A 24,992-nucleotide genomic window follows, 5' to 3' on the forward strand; every position below is an offset into this window, starting at 1 on the left:
GCTGACAGCAGACGCGGGCCGAACCCTTTAAGGGCCTCGCTGGACTCGGCGCCGAGGGGTGGCCCGTTCTGTGGATGTGTGCGGGGTGGACCGGGGGTGGCAGGTTGGTCGACCGTTCACGAATCCGGTGCGCGCGCTACCGAGAGGCGGCCGCAGCGGGTTGCCGGTAGTGCGTTCGCTCGCGCCAGTTGCAGGAGCGGTGGGTCATGGCGCATGGATTCGAGTCGGCGGCATGCTAGTTCGATCCCTTGACTTAGCAGACTTATCGAGCCGTCATCCAACGGTTAGGTATGCGCGACGTGCCGAATCCTTCCAGGGTTGTCGAGCCTCCTTACATCGACATGAGCTCTAATGCACTGCCCAACAGGCATTCCCGTGCATGAGGAGACTGGACTTTGACGCGGCTTTACCTATCTTTTTACCGTACCGCTATCTAACGGCGCATTATTCAAGTGTTGATAACCAGCGTCGCTGTTGTCCGGTTCCATCGGAAGGTCGCCACATGTCCACGATCAGCACCCCTCCTGAAACCGAGAGTCCGAGTAGAGATTCCGGCCCACCGACTACCGAAGCCGACAGCACGGCCGCCCCCACCGGCCGGAAGAGGTTGTTCGACACCTCCCGCCTGGGCAATACCGGCACCATCCTCGGGGTGGTCGCACTGGCCGTCGGCCTGATCGCGCTCGGGTTCCTCTCTCCGGGCGAGCTTCCCGGCGAGGGTGGCCATATGGGCTTCTTCAGCCTGCTGCCCGCGCTGGTCACCCTGGTGGTGGTCTTCGCCACCAAGAATGTGGTGGCCGCGCTCTTCCTCGGCGTCATCACCGGCGGCGTGGTCAGCGCCGAGTACAACGTCGTCGACGGTTTCATGCTCCCGGCGCTGGGCACCGTCTCCTTCGCGACGATCCTGCTGGTCTACCTGTGGGCGCTGGGCGGTCTGATCGGTCTGTGGACCCGCACCGGCGGCGCCCAGGCGTTCGCGGAACTCGCGGGCCGCACGCTGGTGCGCGGACCGGTCAGCGCCCGGATCTTCGGATGGCTGGTGGGCGTGCTGTTCCACCAGGGCGGCACGATCTCGACGATCCTCGCCGGCACCACCGTGCGTCCACTCACCGATAAGCACAAGGTGTCGAAGGAAGAGCTGACCTACATCGTCGACTCCACCGCGTCCCCCGTCGCGACGGTCCTGCCGTTCAACGCCTGGCCGCTCTACGTCGCCGGGCTCGTCGTGGGCACCACGCCGCTGTTCCTCACCGAGGACGACGGTGTCGCGTTCTTCATCAGCTCGATCCCGTTCAACTTCTACGCGATCTTCGCGCTGCTGGCGACACTGCTGTTCGCCTGGGGCAAGCTGCCCTGGGTCGGCGGGGCCATGCGCAAGGCGATGCACCGGGCACGCACCACCGGACAGCTGAACGCCCCCACCGCGAAGCCGATCACCTCCGACGAGCTGGTCACCCTGAAGCTGCCCGCGGACTACAAGCCCGGCGTGATCGATTTCGCCCTCCCCATGGGTGTCCTGCTCGCCGTGGTGATCGGCTCCTACGTGCTCACCGGCGATGTGCTGATCGCGCAGGGGTTCGGCCTGGCAGTGGTGGTCGCGATCGTACTGGCACTGATCAAGGGACTTTCGCTCAACGAGGCCATCGACGGTTTCGTCGACGGCTGCAAGGGCGTGACCGTGGGTGCGCTGGTGCTCGCCCTGGCCGTGACGCTGGGATTCGTCTCGAAGGAACTCGGCACCGCGAACTACATCGTCGAAACCACACAGGATCTGGTGGTGGACCCGCTCCTGCCGGCCATCCTCATGGCCATCTGCATGGCGGTGGCGTTCTCCATCGGATCGTCGTGGGGCACTTTCGCGGTCGTCTTCCCGATCGCGATGCCGCTCGCCTACGCCATCGACCCCAGCCCGACGTTCATGCACCTGTGCTTCGGCGCCGTCGTCGGCGGCGCGGTCTTCGGTGACCAGTGCTCGCCGATCTCCGATACGACCATCATGTCCGCCCTCGCCTGCGGTGGCGATGTCATGGACCACGTGAAAACCCAGTTGCCCATGGCTTTGGGCGCGGCCGGCCTGGCCGCCATCACATCCACCGGAATCGCGTTCGCCGTGCTGTAGATCTGGAGCGGCTCCGCCGCTCGAGGTTCGTCCATCCTGAGCGTCTGCTGTCGGCCCTCGAGACTCGTGGCTTCGCCACCTGCGCTTCGAGGGCCGGCAGCAGGCGCGGGCCGAACCCGTGATCGGGAGGGTTCGCGGCGGCTCGACGACTCTCGTCAGTCCGCTGCCGCTACCGGCTGGCGGAGGATGGTGCGGAGTTTGCCGGGGGCCACCTTGCGGGCGTCGCTGAGATAGATCTCGTGGTGGCGGCCGGTCATCCGCAATCCGTTGCCGGGGATGAACTCGCGATGCATCCGGTGCAGTACCGCGGTTTCGTCGTCGTAGGAGCCGATATGGAGGGTCTGTACGCAGCGGCCCTCGGAGAGGGTTTCCAGGCGGATATCGGACAGGCGGGCCGGGGCGCCTTTCGCCGCGACTCCGGCCACCGCCGTATCGAACATCTCGGCGCCGACCCAGTCCGGGACCATGATCATCAGCGTCCAATCCCACCGGGACTTGTCGCGCGCGGCGGTGAAGGCGTCCATATCCTCGGCCCACCACAGGCCCTCCAGCGGCATCACCACGTAGTCGCGGCCCAGTTCGCGCTTGCTCGCGAATTTGAGCCGGTAGGCCAGCGGGTAGAGGGCCTCGGTGGCGTGACCGAATGCCGGATCGGTGTTGGGGTCACCGTGGCCGTCGATCATGAGGTACCGCAGATCGGGTACCTCGACCACCTCGAAACGGCCCCGCGGCGCCCGGTAGGCCGGGATCTCCTTCTTGAAGTCGGTCTTTCCGGGCGCGGGGTTCCCGGTCACGCCCCGCAGGCGGCGAGGACGAGTTCGCGGACCCGGGCCGCGTCGGCCTGGCCGCGGGTGGCCTTCATGACATCGCCGACGATCTTGCCGGCGGCCTGGACCTTGCCCGAGCGGATCTTGTCGGCGATATCGGGGTTGGCGGCCAAGGCCTTGTCGACCTCGGATTGCAGCGCGCTGTCGTCGCTGACCATCCCCAGGCCCTTGCTCTCGACGACGGCGGCCGGATCGCCCTCACCGTCGAGCACCAGGTCCACGACCTGCTTGGCGACCTTGTTGTTCACCGTCTTCGCCTCGACCAGGCCGATCACCTCGGCGACCTGGCCCGGCGTGATCGGCAACTCCTCGAGGGTGACGCCGCGTTCGTTGGCCTTCTCGGTCAGATAGGCGACCCACCAGGAACGCGCCTCCTTGGCGGGCGCCCCGGCGTCGACGGTGGCGATGATGAGATCGAGGGCACCGGCGTTCACCAGATCACGCATGACCTCGTCGGAGACATCCCAATCCGACTGGATACGCGCGCGGCGCAGCCACGGGTACTCCGGAATGGTGCCGCGCAGGCTTTCCACCCAGCCGGATTCCGGTGCGACCGGCTCCAGATCGGGTTCCGGGAAATACCGATAGTCCTCGGCGGTCTCCTTGCGGCGGCCCGGGGAGGTGGAACCGTCGGCTTCGTGGAAATGCCGGGTCTCCTGGATGATCTCGCCGCCGGTCGCGAGAATCGCGGCCTGCCGCCGCATTTCGTACCGGACCGCGACCTCGACGCTCTTGAGCGAGTTGACGTTCTTGGTCTCGGTGCGGGTACCGAACACCTCGGCACCGACCGGCATGAGCGAGACGTTGGCGTCGCAGCGCAGCGAACCGTGCTCCATCCGGACATCGGAGACGTCGAGGGATTTCAGCAGATCGCGCAGGGCCGTCACGTAGGCGCGGGCCACCTCGGGCGCCCGGTCGCCGGCACCGGTGATGGGTTTGGTGACGATCTCGATGAGCGGTACCCCGGCGCGGTTGTAATCGAGCAGGGAGTGGCTGGCGCCGTGGATACGGCCGGTGGCACCGCCGACGTGCACGGATTTACCGGTGTCCTCCTCCATATGCGCGCGTTCGATCTGCACGCGGAAGGTGGTGCCGTCGTCGAGGGGTACGTCGAGGTAGCCCTCGGTCGCGATCGGCTCGTCGTACTGGCTGATCTGATAGTTCTTCGGCTGGTCCGGGTAGAAGTAGTTCTTGCGCGCGAACCGGCCCCACGGGGTGATGGAACAGTTGAGCGCCAGCCCGATCCGCACGGCCGACTCCACCGCCTGCCGATTCACCACCGGCAGCGATCCGGGCAGGCCCAGGCAGACCGGGCAGACCTGGGTATTGGGCTCGGCACCGAAGGTGGTGGGGCAACCGCAGAACATCTTGGTCGCGGTGTTCAGCTCGACATGGACCTCCATGCCCAGCACCGGCTCGTACCGGGTCACGACATCGGCGTAATCCATGAGTTCGACGGTGGGTGCGCTCATGGCCCACAGTCTATGCGCGCGGGTGCCGCCGGTTGTGGGCGGTCAGCCCGCCGGAACCCGCTCGCCGAGCCAGCCGGTGACGGTATCGAGGACCAGCGGGTCGACGGTGGTCTCGATGGATTCGAATTCGGTGGGCAGGCCGGTGTAAGCGGGCTGCATCAGATGGTTGAGACCTTCGAAGACCGTCACGGTGGAATCGGGATTCGCGGCCAGCGACCGCCGCATCGGCGCCTCGTTCTGCGCGGGGGTCACCTGGACGTCGCGGGAGCCGAAGAAGGCCAGTACCGGTACCCGCAGCGCGCCGAGCGCCGGGGTCGGATCGTGGGCGACCAGCGCGGCCATATACGGGGTGTTCTCGCTGTTCAGCGGTTCGGCGACGGCTCGCAGATCCGACGGCAGGGTCCGGTTGTAGGTTTCCGACAGCCGGGCCGCACGGGTGAGCGCACCGGCGCGCAGCGCGGCGGTCCAGGCGAGCAGGAACGTTCGGTGCGCGTCCACCTGGTCCGGGGTGGCGCCCGCCTCGGTGAACGCGCGACGCCCCTGTTCGAGCACGATATCGGTGCCGGGAACGGACGGCGCGGCCATCAGGATCACGAACGCGACCCCGGCCTCGGGACGGCCCGCGACCAGCGGCGCGAGGTATCCGCCCTCGCTGTGCCCGAGCAGGCCGATACGGGCCGGGTCGATATCGGGGCGCCCGCGCAGATAGTCCATACCGGCCACGACATCGCCGGTCAGGTCGTGGTAGCCGGATTGGTTCAGATTCCCGCCCGTCGCACCGACACCGCGGTCGTCGGTACGCAGCACCGCGTACCCGGCGCGGGTGAGGGTGTCGGCGAGCAGCAGGAACGGCCGGTGGCCGGCGATCTCCTCGTCACGGTTCTGCGGGCCGCTGCCGGATATCAGGACGACCGCGGGGAACGGCCCGTCACCAGCCGGATGGGTGAGCGTGCCTCCCACCGTGATCGGGCCGCTGGGGTACGAGACATCCTCGGAGACATAGGGGTACGGCGGAACCGATTGCTGGGGGCGCGCCGGCGGCGGAACCGGTTCCCGAGCGAGCCGCAACCCGAATGTCCGCCCGGCCTGGCTGAAATCACCGACGATCGCGCCCGCGGATTCGTCCAGCCGGCCGTCGAACCGGGCGTCGCCCGGCACATCGGGAACATCGAAGCGCACCTCCCCCGGCTTCGCCACCACATCGCGCAGCGGATGGCGACCGGTGCGTTGCGCGGGAATATCGATGACGCCGCTACGGGGTCCGGTGAAATCGACCGCGACCACGACCGGCGCGCCGGGCACCGCCACGGCGCCGTGCCACTGCCCGCGAACCCGCTCGTCCGCGTCGCCCGCGGCACACGCGGTCACCGCGGCGACGCCGACGAGCAGTGCAACGAGAACAGCCACGACCGCAACCGGTAACGCTCCCCTGCGTTGGCGCATGGGGGGACTGTAGCGGCGGACCGTGCCGTGACCGCGGCGCAGCGCCGCGGCGCAGCGGGCGAATCGGTATCCGTACCGGATTCCGCCGGCCGGGCGGGCCGGCGCGTGGCTCGCGACTCAGCCGAAGAACGCCTCGGCCTCCTCGTAGCGATCCACCGGAACCCGCTTCAGCTGTTTGGTCGCCTCGTGCAGAGGCACCAGCCCGATCTCGGTGCCGCGCAGCGCCACCATCTGCCCGAAATGCCCGGCGTGCACGGCCTCGGCGGCGTGCAGGCCGAAGCGGGTCGCCAGCACCCGGTCGTACGGGGACGGGCTGCCGCCGCGCTGAACATGGCCCAGCACGGTGGTGCGGACCTCTTTGCCGATCCGGCGTTCGATCTCCGAACCCAGTTGCTGGGCGACACCGGTGAACCGTTCGTGGCCGAATTCGTCGACACCGCCCTCACGCAGCGCGAACCCGGAATCGGGGGCGGGATGGGCGCCTTCGGCGACCACGCAGATGAAATGTTTGTCGCCGCGCTGGAAGCGGCGTTTGATGAGCGCGCAGACCTCGGTGACGTCGAACGGCTGTTCCGGGACCAGCGTGAGATGCGCGCCCGCGGCCATTCCGGCGTGCACCGCGATCCAGCCGGCGTGCCGGCCCATGACCTCGATGAGCATCACCCGCTGATGCGACTCGGCGGTGGTGTGCAGGCGGTCGATGGCCTCGGTCGCGATGGACAGGGCGGTGTCGTGGCCGAAGGTCACATCGGTGCAGTCGATATCGTTGTCGATGGTCTTGGGCACCCCGACCACCGGCACGCCCTCCTCGGACAGCCAGCTGGCGGCGGTGAGTGTCCCTTCGCCGCCGATCGGGATGAGCGCCTCGATGCCGTTGTCGTCGAGGGTCTGCCGGATACGTCCGAGCCCGGCGCGCAGTACCTCGGGGTTGGTGCGGGCCGTGCCCAGCATCGTGCCGCCCTTGGCGAGCAGTCGGTCGGTGCGGTCGTCGTTGTGGATCCTGATCTTGCGGTCCTCCAGTAACCCGCGCCAGCCGTCCTCGAAGCCCACGATCGCGTCGCCGTACCGGCCGTTCGCGGTGCGAACGACGGCGCGGATCACCGCGTTCAGTCCCGGGCAGTCCCCACCTCCGGTCAGGATTCCGATGCGCATGGCGCCCATCTTGCCCGTTGCGCGCGCTTCGCGGGGCTTCGGGCCCGTGAATGTCCGGTAACGCCGGGAAACCCCCTGGCCGGACCGTTGTCAGACCGGGCAGGAACCGCCGGTCAGCTCACCGAGATGCTGCTGGATCAGCTCCGCCATCTCGTCGAGCAGGTTCATACCGTCGGCGAAGGTGCCCGAATCCGGTTGCGCGGCAAGGGCGACCGCCAGCGAACCACCACCGGCCTGCACCAGGCCGAACTGGCGCACCAGATAGGAACCGTCGGCGGCCGGCCCCCAGCCGCCCTTGAATTCGGCGGTACCGAATACCGACCCGAGCCCCCACTGCTGGTTGGCCGTCACCGACCCCATGAGCTCCACGGCCCGCTCCGAACCGGGCAGGCACGGCAGCCGGGAACCGAAACGCACCTGATCGGCCAGCGACCATTCGGATTGGCCGAACGACGAATACTCGGAACGGCTGCGTTTGTCCAGGACGACCGTTTTGTCGTCACCGGCCTCGCGCAACACCTCCTGCACCGCCTGCGCGGCCTCACGCGGCGTGCCGAGGGCCGACCACAGGGAGTCGGCCGAGGAGTTGTCCGAGGCGGTGATGGCCGCGGAGGTCGCGTAGCTCTGCCCACCCGGACTCTTACGTTCCGAGGCCACCACCAGCGGGACCTTCATCGTCGACCAGGCCGGTCCGGTCTTCCACTCCCCCAGCCCGACCAGGTTCTCACCGCCGACCGGCATGATCGCCAGACCCAGCTCGCCTTTCGCGGACTTCTCCAGTTCGACGAAATCGGCGGCCAGGGTACCGGGGATGGTGACGAGGACCTCGGGCGTATCGGCCGCCGCCGCCTGGGTCACCGGGGTGTCGATCGGGCGCCGGGGTTCGGAATCGGAGCCGCACCCGGCCAGCAGCGCGGTCACGGTGACCCAGCAGACGAGGGCGAGTAGGCGCCGAACCCGTGAGAATTCCCGTTTCTTCTCGGTCGACACGTCGCTCCGCATGGCTGTTGCGCTCTCCCACAGTCCCGATGATTCGTACCCGGTCGGAAAACCGTACTCCATCGGCGACCCTAGCCTCGCCCGGAACGGGTCGCGAAAGATGGCCGCCGCGACCGGATCCGTTCCCGGGCCTCGTCAGTAGAGGTAGATGATCGCGTTGTTGCCGCCGCGGCAGGTGACCAGCCCGTCCGAGGCCACGCATTCCAGCGTGTAGGACTGGCCGGTGACGGGACTGGTCGCCTCCACCGGAACCGATTCGCCCTCGGCCGAGACCACCGACGGATCGAGGTAGGCATCCCGGACCGCTTCGGCGAATTCGCAGCTGGTCACCGCGGTGCCGGTGGCGGCCGAACCGTAGCGGGAGCCGCCGGAGGATCCCGGGCAGGGTTGCGCTCCGGCGGGCAGATCCGCGGGAGCGGTGGTCCTGGTAGCCGGGGCCGAAGTGGTGGTGCGGGCGCCGGTCGTGGTGCCGCCCGCGGTGGTGGTACGAGGCGCGGTGGTCGTCGCGGCGGCCGGACCGGTGTCGTCCGCGGCGCTCGGGGACTCCTGGCCGCCGGAGCCGAGGAAGCGGATACCGAGCACTGCCACGATCACCACCAGCGCGAACACGATGATGCCGGTGAGGATCGGCACGACCGGCGAACGGCGGGGCGGGCGATCGGCCTCCGCGCGCCCGGCGGCGTTCGCCGCGTAGCTGTCCCGGTACCCGGCCTCGTAGGCCGCGGCGTAGGGGTCCTGCGGCGGGGCGGCCGAGGCGGGATCGTCGCGGTGATAACCGAACAACCCACCGGGGCCGGGATCCGCCGGGTGCGCGCCGTAGCCCGCGTCGTCGCGATAACCGGATATTCCGGTGGGCCCGGGGTCGCCGGGCACGGCGTCGTAGGCGGGCCGGGCGGCGGAGTCCCGGTACGGTTCGGCGGCCTGGTAGGCGCGGGTGGTGTCCTCGGGCCGGGCCGGGGCCGCCTGATAGGCCCGGGTGGGCTCCTCGGTGTAGGGCTCGGCCGGTCGATAGGCCCGGGTGGCGGCCTCGTCGGCATACGGCTCGGTGGCCCCATAGCCGTGGGGGCTGTCCCCGGGGTAGGGGTCCGTGGCCCGGGGCGCACCGGCGGAGGGAAGCATCCGGGTGGATTCCTCCGGCCCGGGTGGGGGGTGCCCGGTCTCGCCGTAGATGCGGGTCGCCTGATCGGGCGGGTAGAAATCGGCAACCGGCATACCGCCGGTGACGGGGCCCCGATCGTCGTGCGATCCCGGATCGGCGGCGGGGTGCAACTGTTCGCCCTCGTACAGGTGCGCGTCGGGGAACGGCCGGATACCGGGCGATTCCGGCGGTGCCTCGGTGGCCGGCTCGTCGTAGGTGAACGGGGTGAACTCGGAGTCGGCCGGCCGGATCGAGGTGGGGTCACCGGGGATGATGGCGGGCAGCGTCGTGGTCGGGTCGGGTGCGTCGTCGTCGCGGTTGGGCATGCGCACCACCAGGGTCGGGATTCCGCCGGTGGGCGGAGACGACGGCGGTACCGGGGCCGCGGGTGTCGCGACGGGGTCGCCCGGCGGGGCGCCCACGCCGGGCTGCGGCGGCCGCGCCGGCGTGTTCAGTGCCGCGCGGGCGGCGATCGCGAGGTCACCGGCCGTGGCGAAACGCTCGTGCGGATCCTTGGCCATACCGCAGGCGATCACATCGTCGAGCCCGGCCGGCAGACCGGTTCGCTGGATACTCCCCCGCGGCGGCGGTTCGGCCATATGCGAGCGGATCAGCACGCCCATACTCGTGGCCGGGAAAGGGGTCGCGCCGGTCAGGCATTCGTGCAGCACACAGGTCAGCGAATAGATATCGGCGCGGGGTGTGATCGGGCCGTGGTCGAAACGCTCCGGCGCCATATAGGTGTAGGAACCGATCGCCACACCGGCCTGGGTCACGCCGGTGTCGCTTTCGTGGTGCGCGATTCCGAAATCGGCGAGATAGGCGAAATCGGCGGGCGTGACCAGGATATTCGCGGGTTTCACGTCCCGGTGCACCAGGCCGTTCTCGTGGGCGGCGTCCAGCGCGGCGGCGATCTGCTCGACCACCGCCACCGCGCGCTGCGGGCTCAGCGGCCCCTCCGCCTGCAGGATCGCGCGCAGGTCGGAACCGGCGACCAGCCGCATATCGATGAACAGCCGGCCCTCGATCACACCCCAGTCGTGGATGGGAATGATGTGTGGTTCGGCCAGCCGGGCCGCGGCCTGCGATTCGCGACGGAACCGGATCTGGTATTCCGGGTCGCCGGCGAGTGCGTCGGACAGCAACTTCAGGGCGACCACCCGGTCCTTGACGGTGTCGTAGGCCTCGTAGACCTCGCCCATACCGCCCGTACCCAGCAGTGAGCGCAGCTCGTAGGGACCGAACCGTCTACCGACCTCGGAGCCAGGCGCCTGCACCCGTCCATCCTCTCCATACGCGGGCGCCGATGGTTCCCGGACACCTGTCGCGCCCGGGCTGCCCGTCAAACCTTGGATTGTCCCGGGGAAACCACACCGTGGTCAAACGCGTAGACGATGGCCGCGGCCCGGTCCCGCAGGCCGAGCTTCCCGAAGATATGGCCCACATGGGATTTCACGGTGACCTCCGAAATCCCCAGCGCGTGGGCTATCTCACTGTTGGCGCGACCGCGGCCGATCAGTGCCAGTACTTCGTACTCCCGGCCGGTCAGTTCACCCGCGGCGACCGGCGGGGACACCGCCGGGGCGGTGGTGCGGTAGGTCGTGAGAACACGCCCCGTGACGGCCGGGTCGAGCCAGGAACCACCACCCGCGACGGTGCGGACGGCCCGGATCAGATCCTCGGCCGGGGAGTCCTTGAGCAGGAACCCGGCCGCCCCCGCGCGTAGCGCGCCGGAGAGCAGTTGATCGTCGTCGAAGGTGGTGAGAACGAGTACCGGCGGTTCGGTGCCGCGGGCGCGCAGCATCCGGGTCGCCTCGATCCCGCCGACACGTTTCATCCGCAGATCCATGAGCACCACATCGGGCGTATGCGCCGCGACGGCCGCGAGGGCCTCGTCCCCGTCCGAGCATTCGGTGATGTGGAAGCCGTCGCGGCGGCGCAGGATCCGCCGTAGTCCACCCCGGACGAGTTCCTGATCGTCGACGATCAGCACTTCGAGCAATTCCTGCTCGCCCTCGTCGGCCCTGGTCATCGCATCTCCTCGTCCCCTGTCGCCGGGCTGTGCCGCGGCCGCGGCCGTACTCGCCGGACCCTCACGACGCCGGTCGCGGCGCCGGGCGGTAGATCGGCGGCGGCGGTTCACCGGCCGGGCGCGGTCCGCTCACCAGGTTCGACAGCACGCAGCCCCCGGCCGGGGATTCGGTGGCGCCGACTCGAGGCTCGGCGGGTGTGTCCAGCGGGAACTCGGCGCGCACCCGCCACCCGCCCGGGTCGGGTCCGGCGGCGATGCGGCCGCCGAGCCCCTCCGCACGCTGGCGCATACCGGCCACGCCGGTTCCGTTTCCGGGCAGCCGCGCCGATCCGGACGAGGGAGCACCACCGGGTACCGCGTTGCGCACCTCCACGGTGACCGATCGCCGGCCCACCTCGACCAGGAGATCCACGGCCGCCCCGGGGGCGTGCTTGGCGCTGTTGGCCAGCGATTCCTGGCATATACGGTACAGGGCCAAACCCACCGCCGGCGATACCGCGCGCAGCTCGCCGGCGAGCCGCCGCCGGACCGTGAGCCCGGCATTGGCGAAGTCGTCGACCAGGGCCGGGATATCCTCCGCGCCGGGTTCCGCGCCGGCCGCCGACGGACCCGAACCGAGCAGTCCCACCGTGCGCCGGATATCGGCCATGGCCTGGCGGCCGAGCCGTTCGGCGTCGGCCAGCGCGTCGGCCGCCTCGTCGACATCGCGGTCGGTGGTGAGCGCGTGCCGGGCCGCGGTCACATGCAGCAGGGTCACGGTGAGCGAATGGGCGATGACGTCGTGCACTTCGCGGGCGATCCGGTTGCGTTCGGCGGTCGCGGCCCGTTCCGCCCGGACATTCTGGTTCTCCCGCTCCTGGTAGAGGAAGAGCCGCTGGTACTGCAGCATCACCCCGACCAGCCAGCCGAGCAGGATGCCGAGTGCGTACATCGGGACCCCCACGCGCAGCGATTCGTTGTTCCACAGTGCCTCGCTCAGCGCCGCGAAGGCGGCCAGCTCGGCCGCGGCCAGCAGGGCCATCGGCGCACTCACCCGTTTCGGGGCGATGGCCGCGATCTCCGCGATCGCCACCATCAGCACGAACGGCGCGAAATCCGCGTCGACCGGTTGGACGAAGAACAACGCGGCCGCCACCATCGTGGCCACGCAGAGCGAGAGCGGGCGCGGCACGATCCCGAAGAAGATATAGCCGGGCACCGAGATGAACAGCAGGACCAGTGCGATCAGCGGTAGCACGGTCGGGAAGTACTGGTGCCGCTGCAGGCAGGCCACCACACCGACGACCAGGATGGCGAGATCGGCGAACAGCACCACCTTGGGCGGGTAGTCGAAGGGCAGATCACGCAGCGGATACAGCCCCACCCGCACGCCGGCACCGTCCGCGCGGTCCCGTATCCCCCGCAGCAGGCGTCGCACCGGGTTCCGGCGGTGCGCGCCCGTCTCCCGGTCCGCCGCGGCAGACGCATCCCCGCCCGCCGCGGCGGGCAGTTCTCCCGCGCCGGCTCGGGGTGTGAGGTGGGTCTCGGGCACATGTCCAGGGTAATCACCGCGCCATGCGGCGGCATCATCCCGCGGCGGGGTCCGCGCTCCGCCCACGGTAGGAGACCGATTCACGTCCCCGGTACGACGATTTCCCGGGCCCGGGTTCGTAGCGTGGAACCCGAGATCGCCGCACCGCGCCGGTGGGCGAGGAAGGTCCCTACCGAAAGGACCCGAGCCATGTCCTGGGAAGATCAGCATCTACGCACCGAGATCCTGCACACCGTCCTGGACCGGGCCGCCGCCGACCCCGGCCGCGAGGACCTCTTCGACGCCATCCCGCACCTCGAACGGTTGTTCGGCGGGCCGCAGGGAGTACTTGCGGCGCTGCGGTATCGGTGGAAGATTCATCTCGACGCCAAACTGGAGGCCGGGGCGGCCCACGGGCGGACGCTACGGGAGGCCTATCTCGAGCTGGCGTCGGAGCAGCCTGTGCTGCGCGCGGTTCTCGACGCGCGCACGGTGTCACCCGTTCCGGTCGGGTGAGACCCTCGCCGCGGGCGAACGGACAACCGTGGAAGACGGGGTGGCGATGACGCAACCGGCCATGCTGGAACTGAGCCAGGTCGTGAAGGAGTATCGCGTCGGCGAGGAGCCGGTCCGCGCCCTCGACGGGATCGATCTGCGCCTGGAGGCCGGGGAGTTCACCTCGGTGATCGGGCCGTCCGGTTCGGGCAAGAGCACCCTGCTGCATATGCTCGGTGCCCTCGACCGCCCGGATTCGGGCTCGATCCGGTTCCAGGGCACCGAGATCGGCGATCTGAGCGAGGAACGGCAGTCGGAATTCCGGCGGCACCGGGTGGGATTCGTGTTCCAGTTCTTCAATCTACTGCCGACCCTGTCGGCCTGGGAGAACGTCGCGGTGCCGAAACTGCTGGACGGCACCGGTTTACGGAAGGCCAAACCGCGGGCGCTGGAACTTCTCGCACAGGTCGGTCTCGGCGCCCGCGCCGAGCACCGGCCCGCCGAGCTGTCCGGCGGGCAGATGCAGCGGGTCGCGGTGGCGCGGGCGTTGATCATGGACCCGCCGCTCGTCCTCGCCGACGAACCCACCGGGAATCTCGACTCCAAAACCGGCGCCGCCATCCTGGAACTGCTGGCGGCGGTGGCGGCTTCGGGGAATTCGGTGGTGATGGTGACCCACGACCGGGGCGCCGTCGACCACTGCGACCGCGTGGTCACCCTCGGTGACGGCCGCATCGGCTCGGACGAACGGACCCGCGCCGGCGCGGTCGGCGGGTAACCGCCGGCGCGCTCACAGCGGCGCCCGCGACCACCACTGTTCGACGTCCTGACGCGCGGCCGAACCCCAGTAGCGCACGAAGAGGATCGAATTGCCGCGCGGCGAATCCACCCCCGTCCCGAACTCGACCACCATATTCGTGGTGGATCGGCCGCGGTCGCCGGGCTCGTCCCAGAAATGCGCGGTGAACGGTTCGCCCTGTTTACCGCCGGATACCGCGTCACCGGCCGGCAGCGAATCGACCACCTCGCGCGCGGATTCGGCGTCCGGGTAGGTGATGACGGTGTAGTCCATCCGGGTCGGGGTCAGCGTGGGCTGACGGCAGTCCCAGACCGCCTCCCAGGGCCGCGATTCCAGCATCTCGCGGAAGATCGCCACATCGTCGAGCAGCGGTATCGGCTCATCGGGCTCGTACTGCCCGCACACCGAATCCTGGTAGCCGATACCTTCGAAACCCATCCCCTGCGGAAGCAGGACCGGGAACAGCCGCCGGGTGCGGTCGCCGGGCGCGGTGCCGGGTGAGCGGTCCTCACCGGTACTGCCGGGACCGCTGGTGCCGGTGGGGCCGCGCTCCAGCGTGGCGGGCGCGGGCGCGACCGCGGCGCCGTCGGAATCCTCACCGCTCACCACCACCAGCAGTGCCGCCACGATGAGGGCCACGATGATCAGCGGAATCAGGACCGCCACGGCGATCAGCGCCGCCCGGCCGTTGCCACGCGCGGGTCGGTGTCCGGGCCGGTAGCCGGGATACTGCCCCGGCGGGGGCACGGTCCTGCCGCCGGTCTGCTCCACACCCGGGGCGCGGTTCGCGCCCGGCGTGACCGGCGGCGCCACCGCGATCACCGGCTGCGCGCCGGTGCGTTCGACCTCACCGGGCCCGCCCACCGGAGCGGCGGGCGCGGTACCCGGGTGCGCGGCCGCCGCGCCGGGAGCCGGGACCGGGGAGCCCGCCACCGGCTGCGCCGCCCCGGGAACCGCAGGCCCGGGTATGCCACCCGGACCTCCCGGCACCACGCTCGTGCCGCCGGTCTGTTCCGCGGCGTGGGGCACCGGATGCCCGGACCGGTCACCGCCCGGTTGCGGCGGAGTCCCCGGCGGAACCGGTGCGGCGGGATATCGGCTGTCGGCACCCGGATAACCGGCGGGTGGTGCGGCGGGGAAACCCGGCGCCGGGCCGGTGAGGTCGGGCGAATAGGCCTGGGTGACGGCGGGGGCCGTGAGCGCCTGTCCGGCCGCGGTCGCGAATTCCACACAGGTGCGGTACCGATGGCCGGGATGTTTGGCCATGGCCTTGGCCAGCACGGCGTCCAGTCCCGGCGGCAACCCGCGGCGTTTGACCGCCAGCGGCGGCGGCGCCAGTTGCAGATTGCCGTGGATGATATCGGCGGGATTGGGCGAGTCGAAGGGCGCCATTCCGGTGAGCAGCCAATACAGGGCACAGGCCAGTGAATACTGATCCGAGCGGCCGTCCATCTCGCCGCCGGTCATCTGTTCGGGCGAGGCGAAGGCCAGGGTCGCGGTGAACATACCGGTCTGCGTGAGCCGGACCGTTTCCGCCCGTAATCGCGCCAGCCCGAAATCGGTGAGGAAAACCCGTTCGCCCTGACCGGTATTGGCGCGAGCGAGCAGGATGTTGGAGGGTTTCACATCGCGGTGCAGTACGCCCATCCCGTGGGCGTAGTCGAGCGCGTCGGCGACCCCGTCGATGATCTGCACCGCCTTCTCCGGCGGCAGGGTGAGCGGATTGACGGTGCCGGCGTCGGCGCCGTCGATGTACTGCATACACATCCACAGGTGCTCGCCCTCGGCCCCCCGGTCGTAGACCGTCACGATGCCCGGATGATCGAGCTGGGCGGCCAGATCGGCCTCCCGTTCGAACCGGGTGCGGATCGCGGCGTCGGCGAAGAGTTCCGGTTTGAGCAGTTTCAGCGCGGTCTGTTTCCCGAGCCGCGGATGCCGGGCAAGATAGACCGCACCCATTCCCCCTTCTCCGAGCAGCCGCTCGACGGTGAACCCGGCGAACACGTCACCGCTGTTGAGCAACACGACCCCCTTCGGGTGACCGACAGACTCGTGAGCCTACCGGGGCGGGCGCGCCGGTAACGCTCCGACGACAGGAATCGGGGCAGTCCATGAGAATCCCGACATTCCGGTCAGCCCGGAGTGACCAGACCCGATTCGTAGGCCAGCACCACCGCCTGCGCGCGGTCGCGCAGATCGAGTTTCGTGAACACTTTCGACACATGCGTTTTCACCGTCTGCTCGGCGATGAACAGGGCCTCCGCGATTTCGGTGTTCGACATCCCGCGCGCCACCAGTTCCAGGATCTCGCGTTCGCGCGGGGTCAGCGCGCCGAGCGCCGGCGAGGGGGTGCGCCGCGCCGCCCGGCGGGTGGTCACCTCGGCGATCAGCCGGCGGGTGACGGTCGGTGCCAGCAGCGCCTCCCCCGCGGCCACCACCCGCACCGCCCGCACGAGTTCCTCGGCGGGTGCGTCCTTGAGCAGGAAACCGCTGGCTCCCAGACCCAGCGCCTCGTAGACGTAGTCGTCGATATCGAAGGTGGTGAGCATCAGCACCCGCACCGGCGGATCGAACCCGGAGGCGAGAATGGAACGGGCCGCGTCGAGCCCGTTCATCTCCGGCATCCGGACATCCATCAGCACCACATCGGGCCGCAACCGTGCCGTCTCGGTGACCGCCACTTTCCCGTCGGGGGCGTCGCCGACGACGCTGATATCCGGCTGCGCCGCGAGCAACGCCCCGAAACCCTGCCGCACCATGGCCTGGTCGTCGGCGATCAACACGGTTATTGCCACGGGCTCAGCTTAATTCCCGAACCGGTCCGGTGCGCGCCGCCGATTCCCGGGGCGGGGCAGGTACCGGCATCCCCGCACCGGAGAGCGCGCTCAGACCACTGTCCCGGTGCGGGGCAGTACCGCGGTGGCGATATCCACACCGCCGGGAAGCGGGATCCGGGCGGTGACCCGGAAGCCGCCGTCCGCTGTGGCCTCCGCGCTCAACTGCCCGCCGACCGCCACCGCCCGGGCCTGCATGCCCGGGATACCGTGCCCGCTCGGCCCCACCGTGACCGGCCCGGGCGCCGGGCCGTTCACCACTGTGAGACCGACCGCGCCCACGCAGTCGAGGGTCACCCGGACCGGGGCGCCGGGCGCGTGCCGGCCCGCGTTGGCCAGCGATTCCTGCACGATCCGGTACAGCGCCGAGCCCACCGTGTCCGGTATCGCGGCGAGCGTGCCCTCCACCGACCAGGTGAGGTCCACCCCGGCCCGGGTGGCGCCGAGGAACAGCGCTTCCAGATCCTGCGCGGTGGGCTGGGGGACGTTCTCGGCCAGTTGCCCGTCGCTGCGCAGCACTCCGAGCAGACTCCGGATCTCGTTGAGCGCCTCGCGCGCGGTGGCGCCGATGGATTCGAACTCCGCGCGCGCCGCGTCGTTCACCCCCTCGACCCGGTAGGGCGCGGTCTGCGCCTGCACCACCACCAGCGACATATGGTGCGCCACCACATCGTGCAGATCACGGGCGATCCGGGCCTTCTCCTCCAGGATCGTGCGCCGCGCCCGTTCCAGATCGCTGAGTTCGGTCTGCCGGTTGAGCTCGGACCGCGACCGCACCAGCGACCGCACCAGCAGGGCGATGAACACCACGGCACCCAGCGATACCGGCCAGGCCCACGGATCCGCGCCCAGGCCCTCCGCCGACATCCCCGCCCCCAGCAGCAGTGCGGTCGCGCCCCACACCACCGCGGTCAGCTGGATCGTCGACTGGGTGGCCACCGCGAACACCAGGAAGTACAGGGCCACGATGTGGACCACCTGGAACGGCATCGCCTCACCCGTGAGGTTGGGGACGGCCAGCGCGATGAGCAGCGCCGACCCGGCGGAGACCGCCCAGCCCAGCAGCGGGTTACGGCGCAGCAGCAGCACCGGCAGGGCCGCGAAGGCCGAGATCAGCGGTGCCAGCGCCGGGGGCACGTCGTGGGTCAGGAACAGGGTGGGCCAGGCCACCGAGTACAGGACGACGGTGGTGAACACGGCGGCGGCGTCGAGCCAGGCGCGCCATCCGACCCGGGTGAGGGCACCCCACATACCGCGGCGGCCCGGGGCCGGTTTCACGACGCTCGTCTCGTTCATTCCCCCGACACTAGGAACCGCGGGCCCGCCGCGCCTCATACCGTGGGGTGAATTGCCGCCCGTACACCGGAGGGAGCGCGCGACCGCTCTCGCCTGCGGGACCGCGTCGTGAACCCCTCCCGAGCGGGACGCCGGTGACCGCCGGGCGTTCATAACGTCCTCGACCATGCCTGTCTCGAACAACGCCGCACGGCACCGCGTATCCCCTCCCCGGCTGCTGCGCTACGCCGGGCTCGCCGGTGCCGGGATCGCCGCGGCGGTCGCACTGGCGCCGGTGCCCGCGGCCACCGCCGCGCCGGCCGTCGCCGCGTCTCCCGCCGCGACGGCCGTGCGTGCGCTGACCTCACCGGAGCCGGCGGCGTCGATACCCGCGGATTTCCCCGCCGTCGCCGGCTATCGGCCGGAGGTGGCCGACGGGCTGCTGGTCGCCCCGCACGGGTCGTGCTCGTCCCCGGTGCCGCTGCCGGTGGAATTCGAGACCGCCTGTAAGGCCCACGATCTCGGATACGACCTGCTGCGCTACGCCGACCGGACCGGGGCGCCGCTGGGGCCGTGGGCCCGCCGCGAAGTCGATCGCGCCCTGGCCGACCGGATGCGCGCGGCATGCGCCCACCGCGTGGAGGTGATGGCGCGTATGCGGTGCGCGGGGATGGCCGAGGTCGCGACGGCGGCTGTGGGACTCAATTCGTTACGGCAGAGCTACGGGGTCCCGGTGGTGGAGCGGTTCCCGGTCATCGGCGGCGAAGAGGCACCGCGGATGGCCGGGCTGCTGGCGGCGGCACTGGTCGCCGCGCTGCTCACGGGCCGGACCACGGCATCCGGGCCGCGGCGCCGCACACGGCGCCCCATCGAGCGGACGGTGATCGCGCGGTACCCGATATCGCCGGCCTCGCCGTCGGGCGTAGCGGCGAAGGCACCGGCCGGGACCCCGCCACCCGCGGGCGCGGCTTCCACGCCGCGCGTTCCGGCGACCGGAGGCGGAGTCCGATGAGTGTGCTCACCATCGACCACGCCGCCGGCCACCGGCGCGCCCGCACCGCGAACCTCGCGAACCGGATCCGGCCGCCGAGCGAATGGCCACCGGTCGGGATGACCCTGGCGGTCGGCGCGGGCACCGTGGTCTCCCTCGCCCCGGGTCTGCTTCCCCGACCCGCCCTGGTGCAGGCCGTGCTCACGGCCCTGCTGGTCACCGTCGCGCTCGTATTCGCCCGGGGGCTGCGATTCGCGACGCGCCGGCTCCCGCGGCACCGGTTCCGGCCGGCGCCGTCGCGGCCGGTCGTCACGATCCTCACCGCGATCGCGGTGGTCGCGGCGCTCGCCTACGCGAACGAATGGCAGAACTCGCTGCGCGCCGCCATGGGCGCGGTATCGGTACCACCGTGGTACTGGCCCACCTGGGCGGCCGTGGCGCTCCTGCTCACCGCGGGCCCGGCGACCGCGGTCACCGGGACCCGCCGGCTGCTGCACCGCGTGGGCTGGTCGCGGGTTCTCATCGCGGCCGTGGTGGCGGTCCTGCCCGCGACCCTGCTCGGGGCGCCCGCCGTGGCCGGTCCGGGCGAATCCGGCCTGGTGCGGCCCACGGCGTCGACCCGTTCGGGCAGTGCCGGATCACTGGTGAGCTGGGCGTCGCTGGGACGGGAAGGTCAGCGCTTCGTCACCTCCGGGCCCGCGGGTGCGGTCCAGGTGTACGTGGGATTGGATTCGGCCCCGGATCCGGCCGCCCGCGCCGCGCTCGCCGTCCGCGAACTCGCTCGCGCCGGCGGATTCGACCGATCACATCTCGTGATCGCCGTCCCGACCGGATCGGGCTGGGTGGACGCCCGGGCCCTGCAGGGCTTCGGGACCCGGTTCGGTACGGATGTCGCCGTCGTAGCGCAGCAGTACTCCCGGCTGCCGAGCTGGGCCACCTTCCTCCTGGGACGCGACGCCGCCGCCGTCTCCGCGCGGACGCTGTTCGCGGCCGTCGAGGCCTACAGCGCGACGCTGCCCGACCCGCCCCGTCTCTACCTCTACGGGCAGAGCCTCGGCGCCTTCGGAGGTAGCACGGTATTCGCCGGGGCCGCCGAACAGAATCGCCGGGCGTGCGCGGCACTGTGGGCGGGCCCACCGGGCGGCGGCGGGCCCGCGCCCGGCGCGCGGACCGCTGTCCTGGCCAACTCCTCCGACCCGGTGGTCCACTGGTCACCCGGCCTGCTCTGGCGCCCGCCGAACCTCACCGGGGCCCGTCGGGATGCTCCGACCCCGCCCTGGCTGCCCGTCGTGAGCTTCGTGCAGACCACCGCCGACCTCCTCGGTGCCCTCGGCGCGCCGCCGGGACACGGCCACCGCTACGGCACCGATCAGGGCACGGCGATACCCGGCTGCGACCCGGCGCACTGACCGGTTCCGGCCCGCGACCGGCACCGTTTGCCGAAAGGATGCGGGCCGGTCGCGCGATCTCTCCCACCCTTCACGCCGGGACCTGCCGTGCACGCCACGCGCGGCACTGCGCTTAAGGTGTCCCACCATGGCTTCACCGAGTTACCACCACCCGCGCCGCGGGCGGCGCCGGATACGGCGGCTGTCGCGACCGGCATTGCTGATCGCCGCCCTGTTCGGTCTGGTGATTCCGGTGGTGCCCGCGCCCGCCTCGGAGGCCGTCGGTATCGACGCCTCGATCAGCGGCCCGGCCGGGCTCGCGGTGGTGGATCTGACCTCGGGCGCGGCCGGCGCGGCCGCGGGAGCCGAGATACCGCGCGATTTCGCGTCCTACTCGGGTTACGAGCCGATCCTGCGGCAGGGGGTCTTGGTGGCCCCGGACGGCCAGTGCTCCTCACCGGTCGAACTGCCTCCGGAGTTCGATACCGCGTGTATGGCCCACGATCTGGGCTACGACCTGCTGCGCTACGCCGACTCCACCGGCGCGCCGCTGGGCCCCTGGGCCCGGCACGCGATGGACCAGGCCCTGGGTGTGCGGCTGCATCAGGCCTGCGACGCGCATTCCGAGCCGATGGTCCGCACCCGGTGCGAAACGCTCGCGGAGATCGCGTCCAAGGCGGTGGAGCTGAACTCGCGCCGCCAGCAGTACGGGGTCCCGGTGGTGGAGACCTTCACGCAGGCGGCCACCCACGCCGCGACCGAACATCCGACCCAGCCGTGGCTGCTGCGGGCCGCGGCACTGGGTCTGGCGGCCGTGGCGCTGCTCTTCGCCGGTGTGCGACGGCTGCACCGCCGGGTTCGCCGCCCCGCCCTCGCGGCGCCGGGTATATCCGCGCGGCTGGGGCCGGCGGCGCGCCCCGGCGATCTGCTCACCCCCCGGCCCGGTTTCCGGCCGCTGCGCAGCCTGGTGCGCCTGCCCGTCACGGCGGTCGAGATCTCGGTTCCGCTGCCCCATCTGGACCCCGTTCCGCTCCCGCGGTTGCCGAAGCTGCCCGCGGCCGCGGTGCCCGGCCGCGGGGCCGAATCACCCGCGGGTTGACCCACCCTGTAACACGTTCTAGTTTTGACCCTGTGCTGGTAGTTGACGATGTGGTCGAGGTGGACGCTCCCCCGGACGTGGTGTGGTCGGTGCTCACCGACTTCGAGCGCTACGGCGAATGGAATCCGTTCATCGGCCGCTGCCGCGCGGAACTGACGGTGGGCGCGCCGATCGACATGTCGGTCCGGCAGTTGCTGCCGCGCCCGCTGCCGATGCGCGAATGGATCCGCAGCGTCACCCCGGGCCGCGAGTTCGGCTACTCCATGAAACCGCTGCCACTGGGCGCCCTGCGCAGCCACCGCACCCATACGGTGGTACCGCTCGAGGGCGGCCGCACCCGCTACGAATCCCATTTCGAACTCGACGGCTGGCTCGCGCCGCTGGTCGGGCTCCTGTTCGGCCGTGGCTTCCGCCGCGGGTTCCCGGGGATGACCACCGGCGTCCAGCGCGAGGCCGAACGCCTGCACTCCCGCTGACCAGCGGGTTCCGCATCGCCCACAGGCACTTCGTACCCGGCCGCCGACGCGGCGTGTGCCTCCTGCCCGGAAAGCGGTGGACCCCCCGCGGGGCGGCGCACAGCAAGAAGCGGTGATCCGGTCCTCGGATCACCGCTTCCCGCGCTATTCGCGATCACCGTACCGGGACCTCCCGGCGCCGGCCCGCTCAGGCGATGGCGCCCCGCGCCGCCTCATAGGCCGCGCCCACCCGGTACAGCCGGTCGTCGGCGAGGGCGGGCGCCATGATCTGCAGGCCCACCGGCATACCGTCGTCGGCGCTCAGCCCGGACGGCACCGACATCGCCGGATGCCCGGCCAGGTTGGTCGGCAGGGTGCACAGATCCGACAGGTACATCGCCAGCGGATCGTCGACCTTCTCGCCGAGCTTCCACGGCGTGAACGGGCTGGTCGGCGAGACCAGCACGTCGACCTGCTCGTAGGCCTTGTCGAAATCGCGCGCGATCAGCGTGCGCACCTTCAGCGCCTGCCCGTAGTAGGCGTCGTAGTACCCGGCCGAGAGCGCGTAGGTACCGATCATGATGCGCCGTTTGACCTCGGGACCGAAGCCCGCGGCGCGGGTGGCGGCCATGACCTGCTCGGCGCTGTGGTTGCCGTCGTCACCGACCCGCAGCCCGTACCGCATGGCGTCGAAGCGGGCCAGGTTGGACGAGACCTCGCTGGGCAGGATGAGGTAGTAGGAGGCCAGGGCGTATTCGAAATGCGGACAGGACACCTCGACCACATCGGCGCCCAGATCCTTCAGCACCCCGACCGCCGCGTCGAAGGAGGCCAGCACACCGCCCTGGTAACTGTCGGAATGCAGCTCCTTGACCACGCCGACCTTCACCCCGCGCAGATCCCCGCCGGCGCCACGCCGCGCGGCTTCGACCACGGGCGGTACCGGCACATCACGGGAGGTGGAATCACGCGGATCGTGCCCGGCGATCACCTCGTGCAGCAGCGCGGTGTCCAGGACCGTCCGGCCACACGGGCCACCCTGGTCCAGCGAGGAGGCGCACGCCACCAGGCCGTACCGGGAGACGGTGCCGTAGGTGGGCTTGGTGCCGACGGTCGCGGTCACCGCCGCGGGCTGCCGGATGGACCCGCCGGTATCGGTACCGATGGCCAGCGGCGCCTGATAGGACGCCAGCGCCGCCGCCGAGCCCCCGCCGGAACCGCCGGGGATGCGCTCGGTATCCCACGGATTCCGGGTCGGCCCGTAGGCGGAGTTCTCGGTGGAGGAGCCCATCGCGAACTCGTCCATATTGGTTTTGCCGAGGATCGGGATACCGGCCGCGCGCAACCGCTGCGTCAGCGTCGCGTCGTAGGGCGCCACCCAGCCCTCGAGAATCTTCGACGCGCAGGTGGTCGGCATATCGGTCGTGGTGAACACGTCCTTGAGCGCCAGCGGCACCCCGGCCAGCGGCGAGGCCGGGGCCTGTCCGGCGTCCAGCGCGGCGTCCACCTCGGCGGCGGCGGCCAGCGCCTGCTCACCCGCCACATGCAGGAAGGCGTGGTATTCGCCGTCGACCTCGGCGATGCGGTCCAGATGCGCGCGGGTGACCTCCACCGAGGACACCTCCCGGCCGTGGATCCGGCCCGCGAGATCGGCCGCGGCCAGTTGCGTCAGATCGGTGTCGCTCATTCGCCCTCCCCCAGGATCTGCGGAACCAGGAACCGCTGATCTTCGGCGGCGGGCGCGCCCGCGAGGGCCTGGCGCGGGGTGAGGCCCGGCCGGACCTCGTCGGCGCGGGTCACATTGGTCACCGGATCCGGCGACGAGGTGGCCGGAACGTCGGCGGCGGCGACCTCGGAGATGGTCTGCACATGGCTGAGGATCGAATCCAGCTGCCCGGCGAACTGATCCAGTTCGGCCTCCGACAGCGCGAGCCTGGACAGCCGGGCGAGGTGTGCGACCTCGTCGCGGGAGATGGCGGTCACCGCGAACCCCTTTCGGCGATAGTTTCGATTGTTACGGCGATCGATCACGAGCACCGATCAGCCTAATGGTGCGGCCACGGCGGACCGGTGGGCAGGCCGGGCACGGGCACGGCGCGCGGCGCCGCACCGGCCGGAAACCAGGGGCGTTCGTCCGGTCCGGCCGGATTTATTCGAAATTTGCATATTTCACACCGATCGAGTACCTGTGAACCCCGGGTAGCACGCACAATTCGACTCGATAACCCCTCGAAATGGGTGTAAGCATGAGCAGACCGGGTATCCGTTGATAGCCTCGGTCGCTGAAGGAAAGGGAAACGCACGTGTCTTATCTGCTCCGCGTGCAACTTCCGGATCGTCCGGGAAGCCTCGGCTCGCTAGCCGTCGCACTCGGCACCGTCGGTGCCGATATCCTCTCGCTGGACGTGGTCGAGCGCGGTGCGGGGTACGCGGTGGACGACCTCGTGGTCGAGATCGCGCCGAACGCGCTTCCCGACACCCTCATCACCGCGGCCGAATCACTCGGCGATGTCCGGGTCGATTCCATCCGGCCCTATTCCGGGGTCCTCGACACCCATCGTGAGCTCGAGCTCATCGACAATGTGGCCAACGCCCGCGACGACAGGCTGCAGGTGCTGGTCGACGGAGTACCCCGGGTGCTGCGCGTCGGCTGGAGCACCGTCCTGGATATCGGCGAGCACGGCGCCTATCGCGTGGTGGGCAGCCAGAGCGCGCCGCAGACCCAGGCCGGGTCGGTGCCGTGGATGCCGCTGCAGAAGCCGCTGGCCCTCGACGGCGACGCCGACTGGGTGCCCGAGATCTGGCGCGATATGGATACCAAACTGGCCGCCGCTCCGCTGGGACCGTCCACCAAGGCCCTGCTGCTCGGCCGTCCGGGCGGGCCCGACTTCCGGCCGTCCGAGATCGCGCGGCTGGGTTACCTGGCCGGAATCGTCGCCACGGTCCTGGGCTGACCGAACCGGC

General features: G+C 70.5%; 21 protein-coding genes. 8 read left to right on the top strand and 13 right to left on the bottom strand.

Going from position 1 to position 24,992, the window contains the following annotated elements; genetic code table 11:
- Positions 1 to 607 precede the first annotated feature (607 nt).
- On the top strand, positions 608 to 2,119 hold the full coding sequence (locus tag ACWDU1_RS05310) for a Na+/H+ antiporter NhaC family protein (protein ID WP_449996032.1): 1,512 nt from the start codon (positions 608 to 610) through the stop codon (positions 2,117 to 2,119).
- A 155-nt stretch (positions 2,120 to 2,274) separates the two neighbouring features.
- On the opposite strand, the gene ACWDU1_RS05315 is transcribed toward ACWDU1_RS05310, so the two are convergent.
- From ACWDU1_RS05315 to ACWDU1_RS05350, 8 genes are all read right to left on the bottom strand, one after another.
- The gene (locus tag ACWDU1_RS05315) at positions 2,275 to 2,913 is read right to left on the bottom strand and encodes a GyrI-like domain-containing protein (RefSeq protein ID WP_449996033.1); all 639 of its coding nucleotides are present in this window, start codon (positions 2,911 to 2,913) and stop codon (positions 2,275 to 2,277) included.
- Positions 2,910 to 4,418 carry an Asp-tRNA(Asn)/Glu-tRNA(Gln) amidotransferase subunit GatB gene (gatB, locus tag ACWDU1_RS05320; RefSeq protein WP_449996034.1) on the bottom strand — a complete coding sequence of 503 codons (1,509 nt, stop codon included), beginning with the start codon at positions 4,416 to 4,418 and terminating at the stop codon, positions 2,910 to 2,912. The genes ACWDU1_RS05315 and gatB overlap by 4 nt, the downstream gene beginning before the upstream one ends.
- 42 nt (positions 4,419 to 4,460) lie before the next feature.
- Entirely contained in the window at positions 4,461 to 5,825 is a 1,365-nt protein-coding gene (locus tag ACWDU1_RS05325) for an alpha/beta hydrolase family protein (RefSeq protein ID WP_449996035.1), read from the bottom strand.
- Between the two features lie 153 nt (positions 5,826 to 5,978).
- Positions 5,979 to 7,013, bottom strand: coding sequence for an ATP-dependent 6-phosphofructokinase (locus tag ACWDU1_RS05330; RefSeq protein ID WP_449996036.1), 1,035 nt, complete (start codon positions 7,011 to 7,013; stop codon positions 5,979 to 5,981).
- A gap of 90 nt (positions 7,014 to 7,103) precedes the next feature.
- Positions 7,104 to 8,003, bottom strand: coding sequence for a hypothetical protein (locus ACWDU1_RS05335; protein WP_449996037.1), 900 nt, complete (start codon positions 8,001 to 8,003; stop codon positions 7,104 to 7,106).
- Between the two features lie 144 nt (positions 8,004 to 8,147).
- Positions 8,148 to 10,427 carry a protein kinase domain-containing protein gene (locus tag ACWDU1_RS05340; RefSeq protein ID WP_449996038.1) on the bottom strand — a complete coding sequence of 760 codons (2,280 nt, stop codon included), beginning with the start codon at positions 10,425 to 10,427 and terminating at the stop codon, positions 8,148 to 8,150.
- A 65-nt stretch (positions 10,428 to 10,492) separates the two neighbouring features.
- A complete protein-coding gene (locus ACWDU1_RS05345) occupies positions 10,493 to 11,182 on the bottom strand; it encodes a response regulator (protein WP_449996039.1) in 690 nt (229 codons plus the stop codon).
- Positions 11,183 to 11,243: 61 nt separating this feature from the next.
- Positions 11,244 to 12,713 carry a sensor histidine kinase gene (locus ACWDU1_RS05350; RefSeq protein WP_449996040.1) on the bottom strand — a complete coding sequence of 490 codons (1,470 nt, stop codon included), beginning with the start codon at positions 12,711 to 12,713 and terminating at the stop codon, positions 11,244 to 11,246.
- Between the two features lie 189 nt (positions 12,714 to 12,902).
- Here ACWDU1_RS05350 and ACWDU1_RS05355 point away from each other — a divergent pair, with 189 nt between their 5' ends.
- Together ACWDU1_RS05355 and ACWDU1_RS05360 are read left to right on the top strand one after the other, a co-directional pair.
- Entirely contained in the window at positions 12,903 to 13,208 is a 306-nt protein-coding gene (locus tag ACWDU1_RS05355; protein ID WP_449996041.1) for a hypothetical protein, read from the top strand.
- A 46-nt stretch (positions 13,209 to 13,254) separates the two neighbouring features.
- The gene (locus tag ACWDU1_RS05360) at positions 13,255 to 13,965 is read left to right on the top strand and encodes an ABC transporter ATP-binding protein (protein WP_449996059.1); all 711 of its coding nucleotides are present in this window, start codon (positions 13,255 to 13,257) and stop codon (positions 13,963 to 13,965) included.
- A gap of 12 nt (positions 13,966 to 13,977) precedes the next feature.
- Here ACWDU1_RS05360 and ACWDU1_RS05365 read toward each other — a convergent pair whose 3' ends face one another.
- The 3 genes from ACWDU1_RS05365 to ACWDU1_RS05375 form a co-directional block, all read right to left on the bottom strand.
- Positions 13,978 to 16,011, bottom strand: a complete 2,034-nt coding sequence (locus ACWDU1_RS05365; protein ID WP_449996042.1) for a serine/threonine-protein kinase — start codon at positions 16,009 to 16,011, stop codon at positions 13,978 to 13,980.
- Positions 16,012 to 16,118: 107 nt separating this feature from the next.
- Entirely contained in the window at positions 16,119 to 16,781 is a 663-nt protein-coding gene (locus ACWDU1_RS05370; RefSeq protein ID WP_449996043.1) for a response regulator, read from the bottom strand.
- Between the two features lie 90 nt (positions 16,782 to 16,871).
- Entirely contained in the window at positions 16,872 to 18,116 is a 1,245-nt protein-coding gene (locus tag ACWDU1_RS05375) for a histidine kinase (protein ID WP_449996044.1), read from the bottom strand.
- A 166-nt stretch (positions 18,117 to 18,282) separates the two neighbouring features.
- Here ACWDU1_RS05375 and ACWDU1_RS05380 point away from each other — a divergent pair, with 166 nt between their 5' ends.
- The 4 genes from ACWDU1_RS05380 to ACWDU1_RS05395 all read left to right on the top strand — a co-directional run bounded on the left by ACWDU1_RS05380 (position 18,283) and on the right by ACWDU1_RS05395 (position 22,049).
- Entirely contained in the window at positions 18,283 to 19,107 is an 825-nt protein-coding gene (locus ACWDU1_RS05380; protein WP_449996045.1) for a hypothetical protein, read from the top strand.
- Complete coding sequence (locus ACWDU1_RS05385; RefSeq protein WP_449996046.1) at positions 19,104 to 20,495, top strand: alpha/beta-hydrolase family protein; 1,392 nt, start codon at positions 19,104 to 19,106, stop codon at positions 20,493 to 20,495. Before ACWDU1_RS05380 ends, ACWDU1_RS05385 begins: the two co-directional genes overlap by 4 nt.
- A 127-nt stretch (positions 20,496 to 20,622) precedes the next feature.
- A complete protein-coding gene (locus ACWDU1_RS05390; RefSeq protein WP_449996047.1) occupies positions 20,623 to 21,573 on the top strand; it encodes a hypothetical protein in 951 nt (316 codons plus the stop codon).
- A gap of 32 nt (positions 21,574 to 21,605) precedes the next feature.
- Positions 21,606 to 22,049 carry an SRPBCC family protein gene (locus ACWDU1_RS05395; RefSeq protein WP_449996048.1) on the top strand — a complete coding sequence of 148 codons (444 nt, stop codon included), beginning with the start codon at positions 21,606 to 21,608 and terminating at the stop codon, positions 22,047 to 22,049.
- Between the two features lie 187 nt (positions 22,050 to 22,236).
- On the opposite strand, the gene gatA is transcribed toward ACWDU1_RS05395, so the two are convergent.
- Both gatA and gatC read right to left on the bottom strand, forming a co-directional pair.
- Positions 22,237 to 23,715 carry an Asp-tRNA(Asn)/Glu-tRNA(Gln) amidotransferase subunit GatA gene (gatA, locus tag ACWDU1_RS05400; RefSeq protein WP_449996049.1) on the bottom strand — a complete coding sequence of 493 codons (1,479 nt, stop codon included), beginning with the start codon at positions 23,713 to 23,715 and terminating at the stop codon, positions 22,237 to 22,239.
- Positions 23,712 to 24,011 carry an Asp-tRNA(Asn)/Glu-tRNA(Gln) amidotransferase subunit GatC gene (gatC, locus tag ACWDU1_RS05405; RefSeq protein WP_449996050.1) on the bottom strand — a complete coding sequence of 100 codons (300 nt, stop codon included), beginning with the start codon at positions 24,009 to 24,011 and terminating at the stop codon, positions 23,712 to 23,714. Before gatC ends, gatA begins: the two co-directional genes overlap by 4 nt.
- Before the next feature lie 320 nt (positions 24,012 to 24,331).
- Between gatC and ACWDU1_RS05410 the strand changes: the two genes are divergently transcribed.
- Positions 24,332 to 24,982, top strand: coding sequence for an amino acid-binding protein (locus tag ACWDU1_RS05410; RefSeq protein WP_449996051.1), 651 nt, complete (start codon positions 24,332 to 24,334; stop codon positions 24,980 to 24,982).
- Positions 24,983 to 24,992 lie beyond the last annotated feature (10 nt).

The sequence above is a fragment of the Nocardia sp. NPDC003345 genome (genome assembly GCF_053589395.1).

Excerpts from the sequence above, each read along its gene's own strand:
- ACWDU1_RS05345 (WP_449996039.1), bottom strand. The coding sequence starts at position 11,182 with ATGACCAGGGCCGACGAGGGCGAGCAGGAATTGCTCGAAGTGCTGATC.
- ACWDU1_RS05360 (WP_449996059.1), top strand. The coding sequence starts at position 13,255 with ATGACGCAACCGGCCATGCTGGAACTGAGCCAGGTCGTGAAGGAGTAT.
- gatA (WP_449996049.1), bottom strand. The coding sequence starts at position 23,715 with ATGAGCGACACCGATCTGACGCAACTGGCCGCGGCCGATCTCGCGGGC.
- gatB (WP_449996034.1), bottom strand. The coding sequence starts at position 4,418 with ATGAGCGCACCCACCGTCGAACTCATGGATTACGCCGATGTCGTGACC.
- ACWDU1_RS05330 (WP_449996036.1), bottom strand. The coding sequence starts at position 7,013 with ATGCGCATCGGAATCCTGACCGGAGGTGGGGACTGCCCGGGACTGAAC.
- ACWDU1_RS05385 (WP_449996046.1), top strand. The coding sequence starts at position 19,104 with ATGAGTGTGCTCACCATCGACCACGCCGCCGGCCACCGGCGCGCCCGC.
- ACWDU1_RS05380 (WP_449996045.1), top strand. The coding sequence starts at position 18,283 with ATGCCTGTCTCGAACAACGCCGCACGGCACCGCGTATCCCCTCCCCGG.
- ACWDU1_RS05375 (WP_449996044.1), bottom strand. The coding sequence starts at position 18,116 with ATGAACGAGACGAGCGTCGTGAAACCGGCCCCGGGCCGCCGCGGTATG.
- ACWDU1_RS05355 (WP_449996041.1), top strand. The coding sequence starts at position 12,903 with ATGTCCTGGGAAGATCAGCATCTACGCACCGAGATCCTGCACACCGTC.
- ACWDU1_RS05390 (WP_449996047.1), top strand. The coding sequence starts at position 20,623 with ATGGCTTCACCGAGTTACCACCACCCGCGCCGCGGGCGGCGCCGGATA.